The sequence below is a fragment of the Natronorubrum bangense genome (assembly GCF_004799645.1).
Classification (GTDB): domain Archaea; phylum Halobacteriota; class Halobacteria; order Halobacteriales; family Natrialbaceae; genus Natronorubrum; species Natronorubrum bangense.
The window spans coordinates 746903-763957 of record NZ_CP031305.1; the positions used below are offsets into that span (position 1 = coordinate 746903).

Consider the following 17055-nt stretch of genomic DNA (forward strand, 5'->3'; position numbering starts at 1 on the left):
AGTGGCGTTATGCAGCGTGCAGACTGTGGTTGTGACCATCGTCACTATCGTCGTCGAAGAACCGACCTCGATAGAATTCGCCGAGTTCTCTGTCGAATGACTCGAGGGTGATGATGTCGTCGTCGTCGTACTCCTCGAACTCGTCGACGAACGCCTCGGCGTCTTCGCGGTCGGCAAACGGCGTCGGGTTGCGCATCATGATGTCGTCGACATGGTCTTCATCCGTCACTTCCACGAAGTATGCCTCTGTGCCATCGATCAACTCACCCGTCTCATAATCAGTAACCCAGACGCCCTCGATCTCGGAGTCGGGACCACCGAACTCCTCAGGCGCTCCGTAGTAGGCAGCCAGACAACCCGACGAACAAAAGTACTCTCGATGTCCGTCTTCGTGGATTAGCTGTGCGTTCCAGTCGGGGTATTCGCCAGCGACCATACTACACACTGCACACTCTCGTTCGTCCGGGAAATCCGCTGCCTGCTCAAATTCAGCGTCATCGTCTCCGTTTTCGTCGGCGTCCCCATTGGCGTCGTCCCCATTGCCGTTCTCATCGTCGGGTTCCGAATCGTCACCACCGAGACAGCCAGCAAAACTGGCTGTAGCTCCGACGCCGATCGAACTGAGGAGGGCTCGTCGTCTGTACGCAGGTGTGGGCTGATTCACCATACGTCATTGAACGAAGGGGTATTGTAAATCACGTCTGGTGCTTTTCTCGAATTAATTCGATGATCAAACCAGAACCGCTCGGTTATGGCGAGGAAACCAGCTGGTATTTGTAAAAGCCATCGTCGCTCTCGAAATCGACTGTGGCGCTACTCGCCCAGTACCGAATCGAAAAATTTCCGTTCGGCCGTCCGGAGATGCTGGTTGAACGTCGCTGGCGCGATGCCAAGTCGTTCGGCAATCTCCTCACCGGTACTCTCACGGGGCCAGTCGAAGTAGCCCGCAAAATAGGCTGTCTCGAGAGCCGCTCGCTGTTTGTCGGTCAGGTGATCGTCGAGGACGGACATCGACCGTGACTCGTCTCGCTCGCTTCGCTCGCTGGTTCGTTGGGCGAGATACGTGACGTCCGGCCGCTGTTCATTGATGAGTTCGATCATCTGGCGGGTGTCCCGTCCGCGAGAGAGTTCGACGACAAAACGGAACTCGCCGTCGTCGATCGTCGCTGACCGAACCCGGCCGCCGTGGGTCGCGATCGTCTCGAACAGCGAGGTGGCAGCTGGTGTTATGAGTTCGAACTCGAACTCGTCGCGCCTGACAGCGAGAAATCGGACGTCGCTGAATCCATCCGTGTCCGCGATCGTTTCGCGGAACACCTCTTGATCGACGCCCTGGGCAGATCCGTAGGCGAGCAACGTCTCGTCTCCGCGGATCAGTTGCTCGAATTCGATCGTACACGAGTTCGTTTCCGACAGCTCGATCAACGGCTCGGCCAGCTCTTCGATGCGGAACTCGAGTTCGATGACAGCGTCGGTGACGAGTGCGTCTTTCCGCTCGATTGCCGTGATCGCGTGCGCGATCACATCACCAATTCGGGCGAGAATCGTCGTCTCCGCCCCCTCGAACGCGCGCGGTGACGACGAGTAGACGTTGAGGACACCGTAGATGAGATCCTCGTGAATGAGTGGAATCGCCGCAGACGAATGGTAGTCACGCTCGAGCGCCGCTTCGCGCCATGGCTCGAATCCTGAATCGGTTTTGGTACTATTCGAAACTTGGACTGTTCCGGTTCGGATGGCCGTTCCTGACGGCCCCTGCCCAGTCTCATCGTCCTCGTCAACGGTGATATTGACAGAATCTAGATAGCCGTCCTCGACACCAGCCGCTGCTCTGGGTACGACGCGGTCGCTACCCGGATTAACACCGCCGATCCACGCGAATCGGTAGGCGTCGGACTCGGCGAGTCGATCACAGACTCGCTGTTCTAACTCCGCTCGTGTCTCTGTTGTGATCACCGCGTGCGTGATATCGTGGCCGATCCGGTTGAGACGATTGAGGGCCTCTAGCTGCTCGCGCTGGCGCTTTCGTTCGCGCTCTTGGCGAGCGCGTTCGATCGCGTGATGGATCGTCCGCACGAGCAACTCGCTTGTCACCTCGTCTTTGACGAGAAAATCCTGTGCACCACGCTGGATGGCCTTGACACCGACCTGCTGGTCACGGAGCCCGGTCAGGACGACAATCGGTGCCCCCTCACATTTTGCGTGGACCGTCTCGAGTGTCTCGAGGCCCTCACTGTCGGGCAGATGGAGGTCGAGCAACACGACGTCGATCGGCTCTGATTCGAGCGTCTCGACTCCTTCCTGAAGATTCGACTGGCACGTTATCTCCGGGGTGTTTCCGGCCGACCTGTCCGAACTAACACGTTGAGCGAGCTCTTCAGTTCCCCGAAGCATCTCTCGAATCAGGCGTGCGTCGCCAGGGTTGTCCTCTATCAAGAGGATCTCCAGGCTGTCGGTGTCGCCGTTCGTTTCAGCCTGTGTATTCGTTTCGCTCATGTGTGTTCATCCTCCGGTGGAAGTCGAACAACCGAGAACCAGAACTTTTCGAACGCACGGACGGTTTCGATGAACTCGTCTGGATCAACCGGCTTCGTAAGATAGGCGTTTGCATGCAGTTCATAGGATCTGACGACGTCTTCTTCCGCTCGAGAACTCGTCAGCACGATGACCGGGATCGATCGCAACTCTGGATCTGCTTTCAGTTCCTCGAGGACATCTTCACCGTCTTTTCGGGGCAGGTTGAGATCCAGCAGAATGAGATCTGGCCGTGTTGCATCGGCGTACTCACCACGGCGGTACAGAAAATCGAGGGCCTCATCGCCGTCGGAGACGACGTGGAGATCATTCTCGATACGACCCTGCTTGAAGGCTTCTTCAGTCAGGCGAACGTCGCCCGGGTTATCCTCGACTAGCAGGATCTGTGCTGGTTCCGGCCTGAACGGTCTCGAATCACTCATTGTTTCGGAGGGCGCCAACTGGTATCCACAAGTCGACTGGTGGGGATAAACCTAGTGGCAAAGTTCGATTCTGAAACGTCTTCAGAACGAACAGTTCGTCTGACGATACCAATCGACCGAAATGCGATTTCGAAGGGACCGCCGGGCGATTTTATATCGTACTATATGGTTTATTGGGCGTCGTTCTCGGCGAATCTGCCCACAGGTGACAACAGCAGGACTACTGGTCGCAGACTCGGCTCCCCTCGAGTGATCCATTCGGACTGATTTCGGCTCGAGTTCCAGCGGTTCCCCGAGCATGCACGGCTAGGACTCTCAGACGCAACTATAGTAACAACTGAAACGATTCACACACTGATCGCACAGCCCTCATGCGATCAGGTGTGCAGTGACGTTCAGTGGCTACTATAGGCTGAACCTGATAGACAACTGATCAGCTAGACAGGACGATCACGCCGCCGACCCCCTGGTTCGAGGTGAGAGAACGGGTCCCGACGCCATGGGTCGCATTGAGAGTCGCTTGCCAACTCCGTTCGAAGTCCAGGGTGTGCATTCGTCGACGCCGCTCGAAGCAAGAACGCGACAGACAATCTGAACCGAAGTGGTGTCATCAACTGCCGCGCGCGTATCGCTGCTGGACGACCGTGCAAGCGGGAGCGTGACGGCGGGCGCTCGAGGACAGATTCCGTATCAGTGGGGTACTCTCGCGTGCCGTTCCGATGTCAGTGAGTCACAACCCGTTCTCGAGCGATACCCAGTCTCCGCTTCGATGCCAACTCGATGAGACGGTCCGTGTCGAGTTGGAGCACACAACTGCTGGTACTTGACCCAACGTCTCAGACGGTTTGCTGTCCCGATCTTCCGGTGGCCTCGCAGGACGGCTTGCAGTCGCGCTGAACCTGCCGGACAGCAGCCCAGATCAGTCAACAGCGACGAACAGGTAGTTAGCCAGTGTGAGGAGACACAGTGTCGGCACAGCGACCGTCTCCCCGGCAAGTTCTCGAGATAGTGTTTATATCGGTACGACCGACTATCACTACTTCGTAAACTCTATACAGCGATATGAAATGGTGGGTCCACTGTTCGCAAACACTCATCGCACAGCCGCTATGAGAGCAGCCGTGCAGTGACACCGCTGGCAGTATCCGTTCCACGGAGCAGCAATCGAAAACGCCCGCGAGTGACGCGCTTCTGTTGTTCGGTGCCGTTACTCCCCGTCGACGTCGAGGACGTCCCGAAGGCTGCGTTCGGTGTGGACCGACAGCAGGTGGCGACAGTAGGCCGGCGACGCCTGTACGTCCGGTCGGAACTCATCATCATCGAGCAACGTTGCCTGTTCTGCCGCAGCCGTGATCGTGTCCGCCTCGAGTGATTCGCCCTCGAGCGCCTCCTCGACAGCGGACAGCCGTCTGGGGTAGGCGAGATTGCCCGTGGCAGCGACACGAACGCGCTCGATCGTCTTGCCGTCGGTGTGTGTCCACGCTCCAACCCCAATCAGCGGGTAGCCCGAAAGGGGGTTGCGGTGTTTGTGATACGCACTCGAGGAGTCACCCTCGATCGGAATCCGAAGCGCTGTCACGATCTCGTGGTCGCCAACGGCGGTCTCGAAGTGGCCGGTAAAGAGGTCGTCGGCGTCGATCGATCGGTCGCCGTCGGGACCCGTCACCGCGAGCGAGCCCCCGAGTGCAAGGACGGCGGCGGGGTGGTCGGTTCGGGCGTCGCCGTGGGCGAGGTTACCGCCGATACTGCCCCCGTTTCGGACCTGAATGTCACCCACCTCGCCCGCGGCGTCGGCAAGCGCCGCGGCGTGTTCCCGAACGAGATCCGATTCGGCGAGTTCCGCGTGGGTCACGAGCGCCCCCACCGAGAGGTCGCCGTCGGTGCGCTCGATACTCGAGAGCCCGTCGACTGCGTTGATGTCGACGAGCACCGACGGGTCCTCCTCCCCGGTCCGCATCCGGGGGAGCAACCCGTGTGAGCCGGCGAGCAGTTCGGCCCCCTCGTGGTCAGCGAGGAGGTCGACGGCCTCGTCGACGCTTTCGGCGCGATAGTACTCGAAATCGTTCGCGTACATCACTCCTCACCTCCCATGGCCTGCCAGACCGCTTCTGGTGTGATCGGCATATCGAGGTGGTCGACATCGAACGGCTCGAGGGCGTCGACAACGGCGGAGACGACGGTCGGCGCGGCAGCGATGGTTGCCGACTCGCCGACGCCTTTCACGCCGATGGGATTGTGCGGACTGGGCGTGACCGTGTGGTCGGTCTCGAAGTCCGGCACGTACGTCGAGTGTGGGACGGCGTACTCGTCCATGCGGCGGGTCAGGAGGTGGCCATCGTCGTCGTAGGCGGCCCCCTCATACAGCGCCGCGCCGATCCCCTGGGCGATCCCGCCGTGGACCTGCCCCTCGACGATCATCGGGTTGATGATCTCGCCACAGTCGTCGACGGCGACGTAGCGCTCGAGGTCGATCTCGCCCGTTTCGGGTTGGATTTCGACGACGGCGACGTGCGTGCCGAAGGGGAACGTGAAGTTCTCCGGGTCGTAGAAGTTCGTCGCCTCGAGCCCGGGATCCATCTCCTCGGGGAGGTCGTGGCCGAGATACGCCTCGGCGGCGATCTCCTGGATGTGGTACGAGCGGTCGGGTGCACCCGCGACGTGGAACTCGCCGTCGTCGAACTCGATGTCGTCGACGCTGGCCTCGAGTTGATGGGCGGCGATCTCGCGGGCTTTCTCGCGCACCTCGCGTGCGCCGCGGGCGATGGCCCCGCCGCCGACGGAGGCGCTTCGGCTGCCGTAGGTTCCCAGTCCCTGTGGGATCTGATCGGTGTCGCCTTCGACGACGTCGATGTCGTCGACGTCGACGCCGAGTTCTTCGGCGGCGATCTGGGCGAACGTCGTGCGGTGGCCCTGTCCCTGATCGGCCGTGCCAACGAGGACCGTGACGGTTCCCGTCGAGTCAAAGCGCACGATCGAACTCTCCCAGCCGCCAGCCTGCGCACCGAGGTCGCCGGCGAGTCCCGACGGCGAGAGGCCGGCCGATTCGACGAAGTTGGCGACGCCGATACCGAGATAGCGCCCTTCCTCGCGGAGTTCGGCCTGTCGGTCCCGGAGGTCGTCGTAGCCGACGTGCTCGAGTGCCTTGTCCATCGCCCGTTCGTACTCGCCGCTGTCGTAGATGACGGCCGCAGCGGTCTCGTAGGGGAACTCGTCGGGCGATACGAGGTTCGTCCGCCGAAGTTCGGCGGGATCCATCTCGAGTTCCCGCGCGGCGACGTCCATGAGTCGTTCGATCACGTAGATCCCCTCCGAGCGGCCGGCCCCGCGATAGGCGTCGACCGGCGTCGTGTTGGTGAACGCACCGATGACCCGACAGTAGATGGCCGGGATCGCGTACTCGCCGGAGAGGATCGTCGAGTACAGATACGACGGCGTGGCGGTGGCGAACTGCGAGAGCTGTGCCCCGAGTCCGGCGTGGGTTTCGACACGAATCCCGCGGACGGAACCATCGTCATCGACGGCGATTTCGGCGCTTGTCGTGTGATCGCGCCCGTGGCAGTCGGTGACGTAGCCTTCCATCCGGCTGGCCTTCCATTTCACTGGTCGACCGAGTTGCATCGAACACCAGGCCGTGACGGCCTCGTCGGGGTAGTGGTAGATCTTGCTCCCGAAGCCGCCGCCGACCTCGGGGGCGATTACCTGAATTTTGTTCTCCGGAATCCCAAGCGTGCCGGCCGACAGCAGCATCCGGTGCAGATGGGGGTTCTGGCTCGTCATCCAGAGGCGTAGTTTCTCGGTCGCGACATCCCAGTCGGCAAGCGCCGTCCGCGGCTCCATCGCGTTCGGAATGAGCCGCGGCTGGCGGAGGTCGACGCTCGCGACCCGGTCGGCGTCGGCAAAAGCCTCATCCACGGCGTCCGCATCGCCGAGTTCGAAGTCGAAGGCGACGTTATCCTCGGCCTCCTCGTGGACCGGTGGCACGTCGCGCTCGACCGACTCGACTGGGTCCGTGACGTGTTCCAGCTCCTCGTACTCGACTTCGATGGCCGCGAGTGCGTCGCGGGCCGCCTGTGGTGTTTCGGCGACCACCGCGGCGATCCCGTCGCCCTCGTGTCGGACTTTGTCCACGGCGAGCATGCGATACTGCGGCGTGACGAGCCCGGGTAACATCCAGGCCGTCGGGATAGTGTTGGGAACGCCACTATCCTCGACGTCTGCGCCGGTGTAGACCGCGACGACGTCGTCCATCGCTTCGGCCGCGCTCGTATCGATCTCGAGAATGCGGGCGTGTGCGTGATCGGACCGGCGAATCGCCAGATGCGCCGTCCCCTGGAGCTGAACGTCGTCGGTGTAGGTCGCCTCGCCCGTCAGCAACGGGACGTCTTCGTCGCGCTCGATTGCCTCGCCGAAGACGCGCTTTTCCGCTGGGTGGTCGCTCTCACTCATGGCTTGCCTCTCGCTGCTCGAGTGTCGCTTCGATCGCGTCGACGATGTTGTGATAGCCGGTACACCGACAGAGATTGCCCTCGATCGCCTCGCGGATCTCCTCCCGAGAAGGATCGTCGGCGTCTTTCAGATACGTATCCGCCGTCATCAACATCCCGGGCGTACAGAAGCCACACTGGAGGCCGTGGTTCTCCTGAAACTGCTCTTGTAACGGCGCAAGGTCGCCGTTTTCGGCGAGTCCTTCGACGGTTTCGATCTCCGCCCCGTCCGATTGGACGGCAAAGCGCATACAGGATTTGATCGCCTCGCCGTCGACACGGACGGTACACGCGCCACAGCGGGCGGTCTCACAGCCGACATTTGCGCCGGTGTACCCAAGCTCTTCTCGGAGTGCAGTGACGAGCAGCGTTCGCGACTCGACAGCCAACTCGTGGTCAGTTCCGTTTACAGAGAGCGTGATCTCGTGTTCAGTCATCGATATATCCCTCCACAAATGCGGAACTCGGCGATCAAAACGCCAGTGGCTACTAACATGTTGTGTGTCTACACATCCCAATGCTGTCATCGAGTAAAAAGATTCGTGTCAGAAGACCTGCTAGCGGCGTCGTTAGCCGGTTTCTGGCCGTTGTAGACAGTATGCCGATATCGCGGTGGCCGACTCTTCGAGCCGTGTCCACTCCCCTGCTTGCTGATACAGCGTGCATACTAATGACGTTCGTCGGCGGTGGGGCCCGTATGAGCGTTCACCCGACGTTGTCCTTCGACACGGAGATCCAGCGAGCGGTCTACGAATACATCGAGCAACACGGGGCCGTCGAACCCGACGAACTGGCGCGATCGATCCGCCTCGAGTCGGAGCCATCCCACTCGAAGCCCGCCCGATCGGGGTCGTACACCGAATCGATCTGTCCCTCGATGGACGACCTCGAGTCCTGTCTCGAGGCGCTCGAGACACAGGGCTATCTCACTGAAGCCGACGGAAAGTACCGGGTTGCGCTCTCGACGACGCCGAAAACCGTCGAACTCGAGGACGGGACAGTGACGATCAGGGCGGCACGGGAAGAAGACCGACACGGTGTCATCGACACGATGCACGAGGTCGCAGCCGAGGGCACATACATCGTCGCCGAAAACGTCGCGACCCAACTCGAGCGCGACTCGGCGCTAGTTCGGGCCAACGAGAACCGATCGCGAATCTTTTTTGTCGCCGTTTTCGAGCCGGAGACCGAGGCCGATAGCGACGATCCACGGCAAGCGGCCGCCACAACCGACGCCGAAAGCGGGTCACGCGTCGTGGGCTGGCTCCACATCGATGTCAACGAACTTCCGTCGCTGTCTCACACCGCAGAACTCACCGTCGGCGTCGCGTCCGACGTTCGCCACAACGGAATCGGCTCACACCTCCTCGAGTACGGCCTCGAGTGGGCCAAAAACGCCGGTTACCGGAAGGTGTACCAGAACGTCCCGGCAACGAACGACGGCGCGATCGAGTTTCTCGAAGCCAACGGCTGGCACCGCGAGGGCGAACACGAAGCCCAGTACCGGATCGGCGACGAGTTCGTCGACGAAATCATGCTCGCGACGTGGCCGTAGTTTCTTGACAATCGGACACATACTCGAGATATGGACGAAATCTCACTCGGCGTGCCGAAACCGGTGCTCGAGCGACTGCCAGCCGACGACGAAACCGCTGGCGCGGACATGCAAGAGGCAGTCGCTGGCTGGGAACAGCGGTTGAATCGAGCGATCGACGACGCCGACGACGACCGGGAAGCTGCGGCCCGCGTGCTCGAGGCGATCGATCGCTTCGAACAGCGCCACGACACCTACGACGAGCTGGTGCCGGAACTGCGAGCGTGGGGACAGTCGCCGATCTACGCCATCGCGTGGCGGACACTGTACGCCGACGTGATCGCCCAACTCCACGCCCACGACGACCTCGGAGCGCATCTCGATCGGGAGCGAAACGCACGACTGGTCGAAGACGGAATCCGGATGCGGGACCTGTAGCAGCCCGACCACAACGGTTTTGCGCTCGGACTCGATACAGATATCGTGGCTTCGACTGACGACCGCGACGATGCACACGCGATCGACCTGACGACGCGTGTACGCCGTCGCGTCCTTCCAACAGTTCATCGCATCAAAGAACCGTTCGGGGGCTTTGCACAGTGTCTCCAACATCCTGACGAGTACGTCGGCACGATCCAGTACGGTCTCGGCCAGTTTCGATCCGATCTCGAGACGATGTCGTTCGCGCCTGAGCCGATTGCCTCGCTGAAGATCCACCGGGACGGCCGGCAGTCAGCCGGGAGTTGGGTACGGCGGCCGTCGCCGTTTGCGACCTGGCAACTCCATGTCGCGCTGTTTGTCACTGACACCGATGCAGTCGACGTGTTCGCTCATCGAGAGTACTCGTGGCTACGCCACCCGTACAAACATTATACCTCCGAAGGCTGGGACACCCACGGCGGCGTCAAGCGAATGCGAGCACTGCTCTCAGAACACGACGTCTCGTTCCGGATCGATAGGTTGGACTGATACGTCTGTTTTGCTACTGCAGTTGTGTGTCACGCTCGCTGTTGTAACGCTTCCACATCTTGTCAGATAAAGCAGATTATACTAAAGCCGGTCTGGGAAGTCTGACCCAAAGAACAACGTTCACTATGGTCTCGCCAGGCAAACTCCGAGCTTTGAGCACCCTCACGGACGGAGAACACAACGCGTTCGAACCCCCAGTCGATGAGACAGGGGAGATCACATACCCACGCGTCGAGCAGGCGCTCGACAAGCAGGACGGGGAGCCGGTCGACTTCCTCGAGACAATGACCGACCGCGGGATACTGGCATCGGAAGTCAAGTACAAGCTGTACCGCTGCCCGGACTGTTCTCGCACGGGGATGCGGTACAGCACCGGCTGTCCGAACTGCGAATCAGTTCGCACGACACAGGAGTCGACAGCCGTTCATCCGAGTTGTGACACACCGCTCGAGCAGAAGACAGCGACAACTGCTGAGACGACTCCGGAAGAGACGGATGAGAAACTGTACTGTTCTGACTGTGCGGAAGACGTGTCGGCCACCGAACTCGAGAACGATCGGCGGTATCGGTGTCACGACTGTACTGAGTGGTTCGACTCCCCAACACACAGACTGTGGTGTCCTGACTGCGAACAGGTGTCGCCGCCAGCCGAGGTCCACGAAGAGCCTGCGTATCGCTACCCGTTGACCACGTTCGGAAACCAGTGGATCGCAACACAAGTCGAAAGACGCCAGTTGCTCGTCGCGGCCTTCGAAGAACGAGGGTACGAAACGAGCGTTGAGACGACGATTCCGACGTCGGCAGGTGGCGAACTGCCGGTTCACGTGTACGCGGTCGACGAACTCTTCGATTATCGAATCGTTGCTGGCGTTCATGACTCACCACCCATCGAGGACGTCCAACGGCTCGTTGAGGCAGCACGTGAAGTCGACGCCCAGCCAATACTGCTCCTGTCAGACGACGCCGGAGACGACCGCGTTGCTGAGTTGGTTGACAGAGAAGAGATCACGGTCGTTGCTGCGTCCGATGGAACGCTTTCCGGCGAGTTCGAGATGAGTAGCCGATCGCGGGCGTCCAATCTCGTGGGGGGCTGGTTTGATTCGCTGTTCTCGACCGCCAAGCGTTGATCCCGGCGACGCCGTTCGGAGCGCCAGCCCGAACACGGTGTGTATCAGGATCCTACCGCGTCGAGACTGGATCGCCACCTGGCTCTTCACGGACCAGCGTCCGTTGTACACAGCTGTTTCTATCGACCAGGCGTGGTGTCGAACGCAGCACGTACAGACTGTTTCGCTGGCTACAACTGTGCGCTCGTCCCCAACGTGGCGACACTCGAGGCAGTATCTCTCGGTTCCACAACCAATTTGGGCGCTGACAGTGGATCGCCATCGATGACCGGGACTCAGACCGTCACTGCGTTCACTGATCTGTATCTCCCGACAGTCAACGGCGTGACGTACACGGTCGCACTCTGGCGCGACCGGTGGTCCCGTCACCACGGTTCGATGGACGTCGTTTTCCCCGAGATGGGGGGCTACGAACCCAGAGACGGCGAGTACGACGTGCCAAGCGTCGGCGCGCCGCTGTATCCTCGATATCGACTCGGACTGCCAGCGGTCCCCAGCGGACTCGAGACGCCCGAAATCGTCCACGTACACACACCGTACACCGTCGGCGCTGCAGGCATTCGCTTCGCTCGACAGCGTGACGTGCCCGTCGTCGCCTCGTATCACACGTTGCTCGACGACCGCGTCGATCAGCACGTCCCCCCACCGCTGGTGGACGTCTGCAAACGAACCCACCGGGCCTACGAGCGAGCGTTTCTCGAGCGAGTCGACCACGTCGTCGCGCCGACGGCGTTTGCCAGACGCCGCCTGCTGACAGCCATTCAACCGGCTGTCGATGTCACCGTCGTCTCAAACGGCATCGACACGACGATGTTTCGGCCGGTCGATCCAGCAGCGTTCTGTGACGCCTACGAGTTACCCGAGGGGCCAGTGCTCGGATACACCGGCCGCCATGGACCCGAGAAGAACCTCGAGGAAGCGATCGACGCCGTCGACGCCACCGACTACACGCTCGTTCTCGCTGGCGATGGCCCTGCCAGAGCGTCTCTGGAAGTATATGCCAGAACGGTCGACGCCGACGTTCGGTTTCTCGGCTTTCTCGACCGCGAGGAGTTGCCGGCGTTTTATTCGACCCTCGACGTCTTCGTCTTCCCGAGTCCGGTCGAAACGCAGGGACTGGTCGCACTCGAGGCGACGGCGTGTGCCACGCCAGTTGTCGCCGTCGATGCGGGCGCGCTGACTGACAGCGTCATCGACGGCGAAACCGGCTACCGGTACGAGCCCGGCGACCTCGAGTCGTTCCGGTGGGCGATCCGTCGGACGCTCGCCGAACACGACCGGCTCTCGGATCTCTGTCGCAGGCGGCGCCAGATGCTCTCGGTCGAGCACTCTCTCGAGCAGTTAGGGGATCTCTACGACGACGTTCGTGGAAACTGAACGTCGGTCGCCATCACGTCCTCGAGCGGCACTGGACTGGTCGGAGTGTACACTGTGAAGATAGCCCAAGCGTTCAAATCCTCTCAGTTGATAGAAGAGGGTATGGAGTTTGCAGTTTCGCGGGAGGGAACGACGCTCATCACGTTACACGGCGGCAGTGACACGACTGCCCGCGAGGAGGCTACCGAGCAGCTCGCGGCGGCTCTCGAGCACCTCGAAGCCGAGGGGACAGTCTCCGCGTGGGAGATCGACGACGCATCGGTGTACGAACAACCGACCGCACCGTTCGATCCGTATACGATCACACTCGAGTTTTCGATCACTGTCGTCGTCGAGGCCGACGATGCTGACGAGGCGACGGCGATTGGTGCCAACGCGATCGACGACGTGCTCGAGCAAGCCGACGTCACCCCGATTACGTACACCTCCTCACCGGCCGCCTCTGCCGATTAAGCAGGCGATCGGGCACCCGAACTTATGAGCATCGGCCACGAGAGACCTGTATGGAGATCGAGATGCGGTTTTTCGCGACCTTTCGTGAGGCCGTCGGTGAGAAGACACAGACACGCCGGTTCGAAGACGAGGAGACAGTTGGTGACGTACTCGCTACGCTCGAGGCCGAGTACGAGGGGCTCGAGGGGCAGTTGCTCGAGGACGGCGGAAACGCGATCAGACAGCAGCTAAGTGTCCTGAAAAACGGCCGCGACGTCGTCCACATGGCGGGTCCGGAGACGCCCCTCGAGAGTGGCGACCGGCTGTCGGTGTTCCCACCGGTCGCAGGCGGGTAACGACAGCTGGTTCGTCGGGACGCGTTCAGACGCCCGCCTGACAGTCAGTGCCGGCGTGTCCGCGACGTGTGCGAGGCCGTCGGGAACTCGATCCAGCAGACTGTACCAGCACCGACACCGGATCTTCTCACCGCTTACTCCTTGCAAAGTGCCGTCGGCTCGAGCGAGCGCGATGGGGCCGGAATGTAGGTGGCCCGTTCGCCTTCCTCGCCTTTGATGAGTAGCTCAGCGATCCGAAGCCACTCACCGTCGGCGACATGGACAGCCGACTCGAGTCGAATCACCGCTCCCGGCTCGATCTCGTCATCGCCGGCACGCGGTCGTTCGTCGGGCTCGAGGCCGACACCGGCGACCTGCGTCTGGACTGCGTCGGCGTCCTCGAAGCCAAACGCGCGGACCTCGGCCTCGAGATCGGCTTCGACAGCCGCCACCGATTCGATGTCTGCGGTCAGCATCGCTGCTGCAGAGCGAAACGACTGTGTCACGCCGACGTGTGCACGGCGCTCTCGGCCACCGTCGCTGTCGACGACGAGCGTTCGAACGAGGCCGCCGTAGTAGCCCTCAGGGCCGCGAGGGGCCGTCTCGAGGACGATCGGCTCGCCGGGTCGAAGCGCGTCGTCAGCATTGTCGAGCGTTGAGGGGTGATGGCCCGGATCAGGGTTGACAACAGTGTTTCCCGCCGGGAACGCACCCTCGGAGACGATTTTGCGATCGATCGCCTTTCGGAGCCGACCCGGCGTCACCACCTCACCATCGGCGACGAGCCGGCCGTCGGCGACTGTCGCATCCGCGAGCAGCGATGCCGCTCGGCGGACTCCGACAGCTGCGGCTCGTTGTGCAGCGCCGATTCGCTCGCGCTCACGCGAGGCTTTCGTCGCTCGAGTGCGCGCGATGACGTCCGTCGACGCGAGTTCGAAGCCAGCCTGCTCGAGATAGAGCGCGGCGTCGTGTGGGAGTCGTGCTGGCGTCAGGATCGGTCCCGTCCCGATGCGGTCGGCCAGCGTCGCACCGAGACGCTCGGCCGGATGACCGGAGCCATCCGACTCCGTCTCGAGGAGCCATGTCTCGCCGTCGAAGGCGACGGCGGCGAGACCCCGCTCGAACGACGGACAGCAGTACCGAACGTCCGGATCGTGATGGGAGCCGACGTGGACGAACGCCGCGGCGCCGCGGGCGTCGAGTGTCTCAGACAGCGCCGGCTCGAGGTGTGACGTGACACCGGAATCGATGGTGTCAGTGCCAGCAGTCGACTCGGTGTCGGTCACGGTGCTTCGGCTTCGACCTCTTCGCCGTCAGCGTCGGTGTCCTGTGGCTGCTGGGCCTCCTCGATAAGCTCCTCGAGTGGCGTGTCGGTCAGCCGGTTGTTGAGCAGGACGTCGATCGGCAGCGTCGGGGCACCGTCGACCAGGTTCTCGAGCAAGACGAGTCGCTCTCGAGCCCGGGACATGCCGACGTAGAAGACACGGCGTTCGTTGTCGGTCAGGACGGGCACTGGCGAGGAGTTCTTTGTGAACTCCTCGACGCCGGGAACGTCCGTCGGATCGTCGACGGTGGCGACCATCTGCTCGACGACCTTCTCGGTGAGGTCGGTGCCGACGATGACGTGGTCGGCCTCACGACCCTTCGCGGAGTGGATGGTGCCGACGCGGACGCGGTCGGTTTCCATACCGAGATACTCGCCGATCGCGAAGTACGAGCGGATGCTTTTCTTCTGGAAGTTGGTGACCTTCCGGACCATATCGCCCGCCGACGCCGGGCCGGGCATGAACGGCGCGTGGTCCTGAATGACCTCTGCGGGGATCATGAGCTCTGCGAGGTCGTCGATACCGGCTTCCTCCTGTCGGTCGTCGATCTCGTCGAAGAGATCGTCACGCTCGTTGGTGCCGAACGCCGATTCCTGAAGCATATCGGCGAGTCGACGGGCTTGCAGCCCGGTGACGTCCTCGCCGCGGTCGATCGCTTCGACGGCACGGACGTACTGGGTGAGCCGATCGGTCCACATCCGCTGGTCGGTCAGCGACGTGAACGGCACGCCCTCGGTGATGAACTCATCGATGAACTGGAACATCTGGTAGCGTGCCCGGAACAGGATCATGATCGTCCCGTCGCCTTCGATGAGTGTCCGTCGAACGTTTCGGACGACGTCGAGCATCGAGGCGTTCCGGCGCGCCTCGACAGCGCCGCCTTCCTTGCGCGGTTTGAGGTCTTTGTCCTGGCGGGTATCGATATGGCGAATCTCCTGATTGACGGCGTTGAGGACGTTCGAGGGGAGACGGTAGGAGTTCGGCAGAATAACGTCTTCATCGACCTCCTCCTCGAGCAAGAGCGCGGGGTCGGCACCCTGCCAAGAGTAGACGACCTGGTCGTCGTCGCCGGCGATCAACACCTCTTCCATGTGGGGTTTCCACTCCTGGTAGACGTCGTACTGCAGCGTCGTAATGTCCTGGAACTCGTCGATAACCAGATAATCGACGTTGGGCAACAGCGAGCGCTGGCTAACACGCTCTAACATATCTGCGAAGCCGATTTTTCCTTGCTCGCCTTTGTAGTTGCGCCAGCCGCGAATCGCCTCGGGGACATCGATTCGGTCGTCGTCGGATGGCCAGGTCGGGGTGTACTTGTTACCTTCCTGGGCGTTCGGGTCGATTTCGGGTGGCAGACGAACCTCCTCTTCATTCCACTGGAAGGGGACGTCGTACCAGTCCGTAACGTCACGACCGGTCCGCTGGAGCCACTGGCTGGTCGCGATGACCTTGTTGCCGATCGTCGTCGATCGGGCGGTACGGCGACCAGCACCGCTGTACTCGTCTTCGTACTCGATGCCGTAATCTTCGCAGAACTCCTCTTTATCTGATTCGCCGATGACGTCGCTCCGCGAGAGATCTAACAGCTCGTAGGCTTTCGCGTGCATCGTACAGACGTTGCCCTGCAGTGCACGCGGACTCTCATCGAGTCGCTCGGCCAGTCGCTCACGAACCTCCTGTGCGGCTGCGCGCGTGTACGAGACGACGAGAATATCCCGGAACGTCACACCCTCTTGCTCGAGGATCTCTTCGACGTGATCAAGCAGGGCAGTCGTTTTGCCGCTGCCCGGCCCTCCGAACAGCCGGGTCACCTTCGTCTCCGTGGTAGTCATTGTAGCTGTTCAAGAGGGCTATACCCATAAGTCACGTGGGTTTTCCGCGATAGAAACTATCCTGTCAGCGATGACAGTCGATGTGATTCAGTGTTGGAATGCGCTTTCGAGGCCCGTTCCAGCAGTTGCAGTGTTGCGGTCAGGCCACTATGGATTTCGTGAGGAACGGGCCGCTCGTATTTCAGCGCCATCACGGATTTTGTCCTGACAGTCAGGACAGACCCGTGGGTCGTCGACACCAGGTGGAGTGAACACGCGAGCGTACGCGTCCGTCACGAACGCGCCACAGTTCTGGCATTCTGGCATTGTCGTTCTCACTGAACTATTGGTGAACAAGACATTATAATTGTATTGCATAACCGCGTTCGAGAACGCGCGAACCACAGGCTGATTGGCGGTGAGCCTGCCAAAAATGGGACGTCAGCGCAGTCGGTTACAGCGTCGGTTCCCACCCACAGACGGTACAGGAGCTGGCAGCCGTATCATGGAGGCCGCCACATTCCGGACACTGCTTCTTGTTATAATCCTGTTCCCACCCGACTCGTTCTACCGTGTGACCGCGGTCTGAGAGGAATTGGTCAATGACGTCGTCACCGGCATCGTTGGGTGAGGTTGCCATACCCATGTCAATAACCACCATAGTATTAAATCATCGGGTTCACCCACAGATCTGCCTCGAGTGC

At 61.3% G+C, this 17055-nt stretch carries 17 protein-coding genes; 7 read left to right on the top strand and 10 right to left on the bottom strand.

Features of this window, described 5'->3' with window-relative positions; genetic code table 11:
• Window positions 1-7 precede the first annotated feature (7 nt).
• From DV706_RS03755 to DV706_RS03780, 6 genes are all read right to left on the bottom strand, one after another.
• Window positions 8-667 carry a nitrous oxide reductase accessory protein NosL gene (locus DV706_RS03755; protein ID WP_006066474.1) on the bottom strand — a complete coding sequence of 220 codons (660 nt, stop codon included), beginning with the start codon at window positions 665-667 and terminating at the stop codon, window positions 8-10.
• A gap of 146 nt (window positions 668-813) precedes the next feature.
• Window positions 814-2496: a bacterio-opsin activator domain-containing protein gene (locus DV706_RS03760; protein WP_006066473.1), complete on the bottom strand. Its 1683-nt coding sequence runs from the start codon at window positions 2494-2496 to the stop codon at window positions 814-816.
• Window positions 2493-2957 carry a response regulator gene (locus DV706_RS03765; protein ID WP_006066472.1) on the bottom strand — a complete coding sequence of 155 codons (465 nt, stop codon included), beginning with the start codon at window positions 2955-2957 and terminating at the stop codon, window positions 2493-2495. The genes DV706_RS03760 and DV706_RS03765 overlap by 4 nt, the downstream gene beginning before the upstream one ends.
• 1207 nt (window positions 2958-4164) lie before the next feature.
• Window positions 4165-5031 carry an FAD binding domain-containing protein gene (locus DV706_RS03770; RefSeq protein ID WP_006066471.1) on the bottom strand — a complete coding sequence of 289 codons (867 nt, stop codon included), beginning with the start codon at window positions 5029-5031 and terminating at the stop codon, window positions 4165-4167.
• Window positions 5031-7403, bottom strand: coding sequence for a xanthine dehydrogenase family protein molybdopterin-binding subunit (locus tag DV706_RS03775; RefSeq protein WP_006066470.1), 2373 nt, complete (start codon window positions 7401-7403; stop codon window positions 5031-5033). Before DV706_RS03775 ends, DV706_RS03770 begins: the two co-directional genes overlap by 1 nt.
• Window positions 7396-7878, bottom strand: a complete 483-nt coding sequence (locus tag DV706_RS03780; RefSeq protein ID WP_006066469.1) for a (2Fe-2S)-binding protein — start codon at window positions 7876-7878, stop codon at window positions 7396-7398. The genes DV706_RS03775 and DV706_RS03780 overlap by 8 nt, the downstream gene beginning before the upstream one ends.
• Window positions 7879-8138: 260 nt before the next feature.
• Between DV706_RS03780 and DV706_RS03785 the strand changes: the two genes are divergently transcribed.
• The 7 genes from DV706_RS03785 (at window position 8139) to DV706_RS03815 (ending at window position 13236) form a co-directional block, all read left to right on the top strand.
• The gene (locus DV706_RS03785; protein WP_049889830.1) at window positions 8139-8996 is read left to right on the top strand and encodes a GNAT family N-acetyltransferase; all 858 of its coding nucleotides are present in this window, start codon (window positions 8139-8141) and stop codon (window positions 8994-8996) included.
• Between the two features lie 30 nt (window positions 8997-9026).
• Window positions 9027-9413 carry a hypothetical protein gene (locus DV706_RS03790; RefSeq protein WP_006066467.1) on the top strand — a complete coding sequence of 129 codons (387 nt, stop codon included), beginning with the start codon at window positions 9027-9029 and terminating at the stop codon, window positions 9411-9413.
• A 45-nt stretch (window positions 9414-9458) separates the two neighbouring features.
• On the top strand, window positions 9459-9944 hold the full coding sequence (locus tag DV706_RS03795; RefSeq protein WP_006066466.1) for a hypothetical protein: 486 nt from the start codon (window positions 9459-9461) through the stop codon (window positions 9942-9944).
• 152 nt (window positions 9945-10096) lie between these two features.
• The gene (locus tag DV706_RS03800) at window positions 10097-11071 is read left to right on the top strand and encodes a TackOD1 domain-containing metal-binding protein (protein ID WP_136350795.1); all 975 of its coding nucleotides are present in this window, start codon (window positions 10097-10099) and stop codon (window positions 11069-11071) included.
• A gap of 264 nt (window positions 11072-11335) precedes the next feature.
• A complete protein-coding gene (locus DV706_RS03805; RefSeq protein WP_049889829.1) occupies window positions 11336-12448 on the top strand; it encodes a glycosyltransferase in 1113 nt (370 codons plus the stop codon).
• 102 nt (window positions 12449-12550) lie between these two features.
• Window positions 12551-12901, top strand: coding sequence for a hypothetical protein (locus tag DV706_RS03810; protein ID WP_006066463.1), 351 nt, complete (start codon window positions 12551-12553; stop codon window positions 12899-12901).
• Window positions 12902-12951: 50 nt separating this feature from the next.
• A complete protein-coding gene (locus tag DV706_RS03815; protein WP_006066462.1) occupies window positions 12952-13236 on the top strand; it encodes a ubiquitin-like small modifier protein 1 in 285 nt (94 codons plus the stop codon).
• A gap of 134 nt (window positions 13237-13370) precedes the next feature.
• Here the strand turns inward: DV706_RS03815 and DV706_RS03820 are convergent, their stop codons facing one another.
• From DV706_RS03820 to DV706_RS03830, 4 genes are all read right to left on the bottom strand, one after another.
• Window positions 13371-14501: a M24 family metallopeptidase gene (locus tag DV706_RS03820; RefSeq protein ID WP_006066461.1), complete on the bottom strand. Its 1131-nt coding sequence runs from the start codon at window positions 14499-14501 to the stop codon at window positions 13371-13373.
• Window positions 14498-16372, bottom strand: coding sequence for a UvrD-helicase domain-containing protein (locus DV706_RS03825; protein ID WP_006066460.1), 1875 nt, complete (start codon window positions 16370-16372; stop codon window positions 14498-14500). The genes DV706_RS03820 and DV706_RS03825 overlap by 4 nt, the downstream gene beginning before the upstream one ends.
• A gap of 147 nt (window positions 16373-16519) precedes the next feature.
• Entirely contained in the window at window positions 16520-16678 is a 159-nt protein-coding gene (locus DV706_RS22540) for a DUF7563 family protein (RefSeq protein ID WP_449406814.1), read from the bottom strand.
• A gap of 127 nt (window positions 16679-16805) precedes the next feature.
• Window positions 16806-16991 carry an HVO_0416 family zinc finger protein gene (locus DV706_RS03830; protein ID WP_006066459.1) on the bottom strand — a complete coding sequence of 62 codons (186 nt, stop codon included), beginning with the start codon at window positions 16989-16991 and terminating at the stop codon, window positions 16806-16808.
• Between the last annotated feature and the right edge of the window lie 64 nt (window positions 16992-17055).

Bases quoted from the DNA above. Each gene is read 5' to 3' on its own strand.
- DV706_RS03755 (WP_006066474.1), bottom strand. From the start codon at position 667: ATGGTGAATCAGCCCACACCTGCGTACAGACGACGAGCCCTCCTCAGT.
- DV706_RS03760 (WP_006066473.1), bottom strand. From the start codon at position 2,496: ATGAGCGAAACGAATACACAGGCTGAAACGAACGGCGACACCGACAGC.
- DV706_RS03765 (WP_006066472.1), bottom strand. From the start codon at position 2,957: ATGAGTGATTCGAGACCGTTCAGGCCGGAACCAGCACAGATCCTGCTA.
- DV706_RS03770 (WP_006066471.1), bottom strand. From the start codon at position 5,031: ATGTACGCGAACGATTTCGAGTACTATCGCGCCGAAAGCGTCGACGAG.
- DV706_RS03775 (WP_006066470.1), bottom strand. From the start codon at position 7,403: ATGAGTGAGAGCGACCACCCAGCGGAAAAGCGCGTCTTCGGCGAGGCA.
- DV706_RS03780 (WP_006066469.1), bottom strand. From the start codon at position 7,878: ATGACTGAACACGAGATCACGCTCTCTGTAAACGGAACTGACCACGAG.
- DV706_RS03785 (WP_049889830.1), top strand. From the start codon at position 8,139: ATGAGCGTTCACCCGACGTTGTCCTTCGACACGGAGATCCAGCGAGCG.
- DV706_RS03790 (WP_006066467.1), top strand. From the start codon at position 9,027: ATGGACGAAATCTCACTCGGCGTGCCGAAACCGGTGCTCGAGCGACTG.
- DV706_RS03805 (WP_049889829.1), top strand. From the start codon at position 11,336: ATGACCGGGACTCAGACCGTCACTGCGTTCACTGATCTGTATCTCCCG.
- DV706_RS03810 (WP_006066463.1), top strand. From the start codon at position 12,551: ATGGAGTTTGCAGTTTCGCGGGAGGGAACGACGCTCATCACGTTACAC.
- DV706_RS03815 (WP_006066462.1), top strand. From the start codon at position 12,952: ATGGAGATCGAGATGCGGTTTTTCGCGACCTTTCGTGAGGCCGTCGGT.
- DV706_RS03825 (WP_006066460.1), bottom strand. From the start codon at position 16,372: ATGACTACCACGGAGACGAAGGTGACCCGGCTGTTCGGAGGGCCGGGC.
- DV706_RS22540 (WP_449406814.1), bottom strand. From the start codon at position 16,678: ATGCCAGAATGCCAGAACTGTGGCGCGTTCGTGACGGACGCGTACGCT.
- DV706_RS03830 (WP_006066459.1), bottom strand. From the start codon at position 16,991: ATGGCAACCTCACCCAACGATGCCGGTGACGACGTCATTGACCAATTC.